The sequence below is a fragment of the Brevundimonas sp. genome (genome assembly GCF_032107865.1).
In the GTDB taxonomy this organism is placed as follows: Bacteria; Pseudomonadota; Alphaproteobacteria; order Caulobacterales; family Caulobacteraceae; genus Brevundimonas.
Genome location: NZ_DAMCNG010000141.1, coordinates 1 through 7,167, shown reverse-complemented (window position 1 = coordinate 7,167; position 7,167 = coordinate 1). Strand labels below are relative to the sequence as shown.

Here is a 7,167-nt window from a genome sequence, read left to right as displayed (position 1 = left end):
GAGGCTGACCGCGCCGCCCGCGCCGCTGAGACCGCCGCCTCTCAGGCCCGCGAGAGCCGGGCGGGTCTTTCCGCCCGCGCCGAGGCCGCAGCCGAAAAACTGACCGAGAGCGCGGCCAACATCCGCGAGACAGCGCAGATGTCGCCCGAGGAGCTCGGCAAGAAGCTGACCGACGACGCCATCGCCCGTCCGCCGGACGCGGCAGGCGCCGAAAGCCTGCTCTATGGCCTTGAGCGCGAGCGCGAGGCGCTGGGCGCGGTCAATCTGCGAGCCGAGGAAGAGGCGACCGAATACGGCGACCGCCTCAGCGCCATGAAGACCGAGCGCATCGACCTGACCCAAGCGATCGCCAAACTGCGCGACGGCATCGACGAACTGAACGCCGAGGGGCGCGAGCGGCTGATCGCGGCCTTCGAGGTCATCAACACCAACTTCAAGACCCTGTTCGAGGCCCTGTTCGGCGGCGGTCAGGCCGAGCTGAAACTGGTCGAGAGCGACGATCCGCTGGAGGCGGGGCTGGAGATCTACGCCTGCCCGCCCGGCAAGCGGCTGTCGGTCATGAGCCTGATGAGCGGCGGCGAGCAGGCCCTGACGGCGGCGGCGCTGATCTTCGGCGTCTTCCTGGCCAATCCAGCGCCGGTCTGCGTGCTGGACGAGGTCGACGCCCCGCTGGACGACGCCAACGTCGACCGCTTCTGCCGGATGCTGCACGAAATGCGCAGCCGCACCGACACGCGCTTCATCGTCATCACCCACAACCCGGTGACCATGAGCCGGATGGACCGCCTCTACGGCGTCACCATGCCCGAGCGCGGCATGAGCCAGCTGGTCAGCGTCGACCTGGATCAGGCTGAAGAGATTGTGACGGCGTGACGCGACGTCTCTCCTCCCCATGAAATGGGGAGGTGGATCGGTCGCGAAGCGGACGAGACGGAGGGGCTGTTTGGTTCTGCTGCCGTAAGCCCCTCCACCGCTTCGCGGTCCCCCTCCCCATTTCATGGGGAGGAAAAGCTCAACGCTGCTTGCGCCGCAGGGCCTCTCGCACGTCGCCCAGCGCCGGGCCGATCAGGAACCACGGCTCGACGCAGTAGCGGGTGAACAGCCGTTTCGGATCGGCGAACAGGCGGAACAGCCATTCGACGCCCAGCCGCCCCATCCAGCGCGGCGCAGCCTTCTGCACCCCGGCCTCATAGTCGAAGGCGGCGCCGACCGGCAGGATCGGGACCGGCGGCAGGGAGGCCAGATTGTCCGCGATCCACAGTTCCTGACGCGGCATGCCCATGCCGACGAACAGCACGTGCGGGGCGAAGTCCTTGATCGCCGCCAAAACCGCCGTATTGCCCAAAGACCCCGGCGTGGCGTCGAAATAGCCCGTGAGCCCCTTCACCATCGTGTTCGGATAGCGGGCCGTCAGTCGCCGCGCCGCCTCTTCGGCCACGCCGTCCTCGCCGCCGACATAGAGGACGCGCCAACCCTTGCGGTCGGCCAGGCTCCAGAAATGATCGCGCCAGTCCAGATAGGTGCAGCGATGCTGCGGCCCTGCCGGATAGCCCAGAACGCGCGCGAAATGGATCAGCGGCGTCGAGTCCAGCTCGATCAGATCGGCCGCGTCATACAGGCGCCGCATCCCCGGCGTGCGCCGGATCAGATAGAGACTGTGCAGATTGTGGTTGGCGACGATGCTCTGTACGCCCGCCTCGACGCAGTGTTCGAGGTGCAGCATCACCTCTTCAGGGCGGACCAGATCGACCGGCTCGCCCAGCAGAGTGATCCGTTCTTCGGCACGGCGTGTCCGACGCAACGGCGCACGATCGCTTGGCCGCAGGCCAGGCGAAGAGCCGGAAGGATCGAAACCGGAAGGCGCGTGATACATGCGACCTGTCTAGCGCAGCCGTTTCAACGGCGAGTATGCGGACAGGGTTAACCGTCGCCGCCTCTCTGGTCACGTAAAGGAAGTCATCTTGTCGCTCATCCTCCTACTGACCGCCGCCCTCGCCGTCGCTCCATCGGAAGCGCCGCCCGCCATGGATCTGGCCCTGACCGGCGTGGGCCGGTTCGCGATCTTCGCGGATCGGGCGTCGATCACGCCCGACGACGCCGGCGTGCGAATGCGATCGCTTCAGGTCAGCGAAGAAGACATGATGATCGGCGGCGTCGCCTATGTCGGCGGCTGGTCCTGGTGGCGGTTCGACTGCGCCGCGCGCACGGCCGACCGCCTCGACTTCGCCTCCCTGCGCGCCGATGGGACGGAAGGGCCGCGCACCGCCGAAACCGCCCCGCCCTACGCCATCGCTCCCGGCGGAGACGCGGACGAACTGGCCGCCGTCGCCTGCGGCGGGACCACGCCATCACCAACCGTTCGCAGCACCGCCGAGGCCGTCCACATCGGGCGAGCGCGGATGCTGGAAGACTAAACGTCTTGCTCTACAGGCCAGATAAGATCGTCTGACAGCAAAACGCCCCCTCTTCGATCGAAGAGCGGGCGCTTCATATCTTGGTCGCGAAGAGAGTTACTTACGCGACGTGCGGGCCGGCTTACGGCCGCCCTGGCCCAGACCCATCTGCTTGGCCAGTTCCGAACGCGCCTTGGCGTAGTTCGGGGCGACCATGGGATAGTCTTTCGGCAGACCCCACTTGGCGCGGTATTCCTCGGGGCTCATGTTGTATTTGGTGCGCAGGTGACGCTTCAGCGACTTGAACTTGCGGCCGTCTTCCAGGCAGATCAGGAAGTCAGGCGTGATCGACTTGCGAACCGGGACCGCCGGTTCCTGGGGCTCGGGCTCAGGCTCGATCGGCGCAACCGAAACGCCCGACAGAGCGGCGTGAATCTGTGCGATCAGACCCGGCACGGCGTCAGCCGAAACGGTGTTGTTGCTGACATAGGCCGACACGATGTCAGCGGTCATCTCGAGCAGTTCGGGTTTTTCTTCCATCTGCATCAGCCTCTTGCATGCCCCAATTTCAATCGACTGATCTGAATCGACCTGCCGTCGATCAGTTTCATACGTATGTTTCATGTTGAAAGCAATGCAACACACGTTGCTCGCTTATGAAGCGAAATCAGCGCCTGAATTCAGCTCGCACAGGAATGGCGATTTCAACGACCGAAGTTATCCGCCAAGGCGAGAGCCGCAGCACGCTCAGGCGCCGAGTATTCGTCGATCGCCTCGTCTTCTCCATCACGGATCGCACGCAACAAGGCTGGCGTCAGGGCCGATGACAACGACCAGTTCCAGTAACGCAGCACTGTCTGAGCACGATCGACCGCCAACATTTCATAGGTCAGCTGAACTCGCTCCCAGTCGGGATGCACCGCGCCGTCAGCGGTCGTCTCGGGCCGTCGCATGGATCGCCACAAGGCCCGAAGATTTGGCCGTGTCAGCCCCGTCGCCTTGCACAGTATAGCCACGGGTTCTCCGCCTGGATCGCCCATGATCTTGGCGGCCGTCAACGGTTTGACGCCGGACAGATAGCCGATCTCGCTGACCAGTTCGCGCGACAGGCCCTGCGTCGCGGCCGCCATGACGGCGGCTTCAAGATCAGTAAAGGGGCTCTTCTCGATCGCTGCGCGGTTTCTCTGGCGTCGCTCGATAAACTGAAGGGCCTTGCGCGCCACAGGGTCGTCCCACCCCTCGGCCGCCGCCAGGGCGAAGACATCTTCAACACTGGTCTGCATCACTTCGCGCGAGACGGCGAACCGTTGCAGGATGAGGCGTCGGTCGTCCGGCCCGCACCACCAGAACATGACATAGGCGCCGGAGGGCCTCATCTCGGGCCGCTTCAGCAAGGCCGCGCACAGGTCGCGCGACGAACGGCTGAGAGCGATCACCCCCTCCAGGCTGGTCTGGGTCAGACGCGCGGAGGGATTGGCCAGAACAAGGGCGATGACCGCCTCCTCGCCCCAACTCAGAAGGGTGTCCGTCACGGCCTCGGACAGGTCGCGCCGCGTCGCCATCATCAGGCGATGCTGGGTCGTGGCGTCTCGCGCGCAGCCGATCAGGTCCGCATCCGACAAGGCGGCGCAGTCTTCCAGCAAGGGCGCGGCCACCTGAGGCTCGTCACGAATAAGCAGGCGCTTCAACGCATCCGGCAGTTCGCCCAGGGGCGCCAGCCGCAGGGATACGCGGCGGCGTTCCTCCAGCGGCGCCGGGCGCAGGACATCGACCAGCAAGTCGCCGGCCACCGCCCGTTCGAACGCATTGATCCGGCTGGCCGGCAGGCTGACGACATCGGCCAGTCGGCGCAACAGCACCTGCCGCGCCGTGCGGCTGCGAGGCGCACGCGCCTCTTCCAAACTGGCCTGGATCTCGCCCATGGCCCGCAGCCTAGACGCCAGCGGTTAACCAGCAGTGCAGTTGCGGCCTGAAGCGCCGTTACAGCCCTTCGAACAGGGCCGTCGACAGATAGCGCTCGGCGAAGCTGGGGATGATGGCCACGATGGTCTGACCCGCATACTCATCCTGCGCCGCCAGGCGGAAGGCCGCCGTCAGGGCCGCGCCCGAACTGATGCCGACCGGGATGCCTTCCTCGCGCGCGGCGCGGCGGGCCATGTCGAAGGCGTCTTCGTTGGTGACCTGCTCCACCCCGTCGATGACCGCGCGGTCGACCACGGCGGGGATAAAGCCCGCGCCGATGCCCTGAATCTTGTGCGGACCCGGCGCGCCGCCCGACAGCACGGGCGAGGCCGTAGGCTCGACCGCGATCATCTTCACCGAGGACTTCTTCGCCTTCAGCGCATGGCCGACGCCGGTAATGGTGCCGCCGGTGCCGACGCCGGACACCACCACGTCCACGGCCCCGGCCGTGTCGTTCCAGATCTCCTCGGCCGTCGTGGCCTCATGGATCGCGGGATTGGCCAGGTTCTCGAACTGGGCCGGACTGACCGAGCCGGGGATTTCCGTCAGCAGTTCCTCGGCGCGGGCGATAGCGCCCTTCATGCCCTTTTCAGCGGGCGTCAGCTCCAGCTTTGCGCCCAGCAGGGCCAGCATCTTGCGCCGCTCGATCGACATGCTCTCGGGCATGACCAGGATCAGCTTATAGCCCTTGGACGCTGCGACGAAGGCCAGGGCGATGCCGGTGTTGCCGCTGGTCGGTTCGATCAGGGTCGCGCCCGGCTTGATCCGGCCCAGTTGCTCCAGCGCCTCGACCATGGCCACGCCGATGCGATCCTTGACCGAGGCGATCGGGTTGAAGAACTCCAGCTTGGCCAGCACCGTGGCCTTGGGCTGAAGCGCCGCCGTCAGATTGGGCAGCCGCACCAAAGGGGTGTCGCCGATGGTGTCGACGATGCTGTCATAGACCCGGCCCCGCCCCGCCTTCTTGTGGCGGCTGGCGTCATAGGCGGCTTGAGAAGCGTCGGACATGGGAAGGTCTCCGTGCGGCGGTGTCGGCTCAACAGATAAGCCTTATACGCCGTGAGCAAAGCAGGCCCGCGCAGGAATTCTGACGCAGGCTTTAGATGATCTCATCGCGCCAGGGCGCGGCGGGCGGGATCGAAGGGCAGGACTTCGCGGATCGAGATCAGGGTCTTGAAGGCCCGCACGCGCGCGTCGTCGTTCAGCATCTCGCGCGTGAAGACCTCATAGGCCTCCATCGTCGGCACCACGACATAGAGGATCAGGTCAGTATCGCCGGTCACATACCAGGCGGCTTGAACCTCGGGCCGGGCGGTCAGCTTGTCGATCAGGGCGTCCAGCACGGCGGTGCCTTCGCGCTCCATCTCGACCAGGACGTGCATGGTCAGGGCGCGGCCCAGCCGGGCGGGATCGACCACGGAGACATCAGCGATGATGACCCCTTCGTCACGCAAGCGCCGCAGCCGTCGCGACACCGCCGATTCCGACAGGCCGACCTTTTCCGCCAGCACGCGCGCGGGCTGAAGATTGTCGCGGCGGACCAGAGCCAGCAGCCGGCGGTCAAAGGAATCGAGATCGATGTTTTCTTGCATTTGATGCAAACATACGCCTGTTTCTTGCATGATGGCAGGTGAAATCAGCGAGAAATGCAGGCGGGTTTTGGCTAGGTTCCGCGCCATGTCCTCCCTGACGCTCGCCCTTCGCACGCCGCGCATCGCGGCCATTTTGCCCTATCTCGCCCTGATCGGCGGGATGGTGTCGCTTTCGGCCGGCACCTCCTTCGCCAAGACCCTGTACCCCATGGTCGGACCGGCCGGGACGGCGGCCCTGCGCGTGGGGCTGTCGGCCATATTCCTTCTGCTGGTCTTCCGGCCCTGGCGCACCGCCTTCACCCGCAGCGACCTGCGCGCCCTGGCCATCTACGGCGCGGTCATGGGGTTGATGAACCTCAGCTTCTACATGGCGCTGAACACCATTCCGCTGGGCGTGGCGTTGGCGATCGAGTTCATGGGACCGCTGTCGGTCGCCCTGTTCAACTCGCGCCGCCTGATCCACTTCGCCTGGGTCGGTCTGGCGATCCTGGGTCTGGGCCTGCTGTTGCCGCTGGACGGCAGCGTGGCGACGCTGGACCCGGTCGGCTGCGCCTATGCGGCGGCGGCGGCGGTGTTCTGGGCCGGCTACATCGTCTTCGGCAAGCGCGTCAGCCACCTGCCCAGCGGCGCGACGGTCGCCATCGGCATGTCGGTGGCGGCCATGGCGGTCGTGCCGTTCGGCATCGCCGGCGCGGGCCTGGCTTTGTTCGACCCGAGAATTCTGGTCCTGGGTCTGGTGGTCGCCCTGGTGTCCAGCGCCCTGCCCTATACGCTGGACATGATCGCCCTGCGCCACATTCCCAAGCGCACCTTCGGCGTGGCGGTCAGCGGCGATCCGGCCATCGGCGCCCTGGCCGGCCTGTTCGTCCTGGGCGAGCACCTCAGCACCCTGCAATGGCTGGCCATCGCCGCCATCATCACCGCCTCGGTCGGCGCGGTCCTGACCTCTCCGTCGGACGAAGATCAGCCGCTGCAGGATCCGGCCGCCCCGGCCTGACCACAGGCGCGCTTCGATGAAGTTCTTGTTGTCCCGGCTGCAACGGCCGATCCCGAACCTGATCGCCTGCCTGGTGTTCGGCGCCGTGCTGACCTTGCTGATGCGGGCGGCGGTGAAACTGCTGTTCTAGCTTCTAGAACTCGGTCCATTCCTCCACGGCCGGGCCGTTGACCACGGCGCGCAGACGGGCGCGCTGCGCCTCCAGCGCCGGGGGCGGGCCGCC

At 66.3% G+C, this 7,167-nt stretch carries 7 protein-coding genes and 1 pseudogene; 3 read left to right on the top strand and 5 right to left on the bottom strand.

Going from position 1 to position 7,167, the window contains the following annotated elements; all coding sequences use genetic code 11:
• Positions 1-873 (top strand): annotated as a pseudogene (locus tag RT567_RS11620) (chromosome segregation protein SMC); the annotation flags it as partial.
• Positions 874-1,012: 139 nt separating this feature from the next.
• Here RT567_RS11620 and RT567_RS11615 read toward each other — a convergent pair.
• Positions 1,013-1,801 carry a WecB/TagA/CpsF family glycosyltransferase gene (locus RT567_RS11615; protein ID WP_313576508.1) on the bottom strand — a complete coding sequence of 263 codons (789 nt, stop codon included), beginning with the start codon at positions 1,799-1,801 and terminating at the stop codon, positions 1,013-1,015.
• A 160-nt stretch (positions 1,802-1,961) separates the two neighbouring features.
• Between RT567_RS11615 and RT567_RS11610 the strand changes: the two genes are divergently transcribed.
• The gene (locus RT567_RS11610; RefSeq protein ID WP_313576507.1) at positions 1,962-2,414 is read left to right on the top strand and encodes a hypothetical protein; all 453 of its coding nucleotides are present in this window, start codon (positions 1,962-1,964) and stop codon (positions 2,412-2,414) included.
• 96 nt (positions 2,415-2,510) lie between these two features.
• Here the strand turns inward: RT567_RS11610 and RT567_RS11605 are convergent, their stop codons facing one another.
• The 4 genes from RT567_RS11605 to RT567_RS11590 form a co-directional block, all read right to left on the bottom strand.
• Positions 2,511-2,933, bottom strand: a complete 423-nt coding sequence (locus tag RT567_RS11605) for a MucR family transcriptional regulator (protein WP_313576509.1) — start codon at positions 2,931-2,933, stop codon at positions 2,511-2,513.
• Between the two features lie 164 nt (positions 2,934-3,097).
• Positions 3,098-4,315: a DUF2336 domain-containing protein gene (locus RT567_RS11600; protein ID WP_313576506.1), complete on the bottom strand. Its 1,218-nt coding sequence runs from the start codon at positions 4,313-4,315 to the stop codon at positions 3,098-3,100.
• Positions 4,316-4,373: 58 nt separating this feature from the next.
• The gene (gene cysK / locus RT567_RS11595; protein ID WP_313576505.1) at positions 4,374-5,363 is read right to left on the bottom strand and encodes a cysteine synthase A; all 990 of its coding nucleotides are present in this window, start codon (positions 5,361-5,363) and stop codon (positions 4,374-4,376) included.
• A gap of 101 nt (positions 5,364-5,464) precedes the next feature.
• Complete coding sequence (locus tag RT567_RS11590; RefSeq protein ID WP_125899929.1) at positions 5,465-5,947, bottom strand: Lrp/AsnC family transcriptional regulator; 483 nt, start codon at positions 5,945-5,947, stop codon at positions 5,465-5,467.
• An 85-nt stretch (positions 5,948-6,032) separates the two neighbouring features.
• On the opposite strand from RT567_RS11590, the gene RT567_RS11585 reads away from it, so the two are divergent.
• A complete protein-coding gene (locus RT567_RS11585) occupies positions 6,033-6,944 on the top strand; it encodes a DMT family transporter (RefSeq protein WP_313576504.1) in 912 nt (303 codons plus the stop codon).
• Positions 6,945-7,167 lie beyond the last annotated feature (223 nt).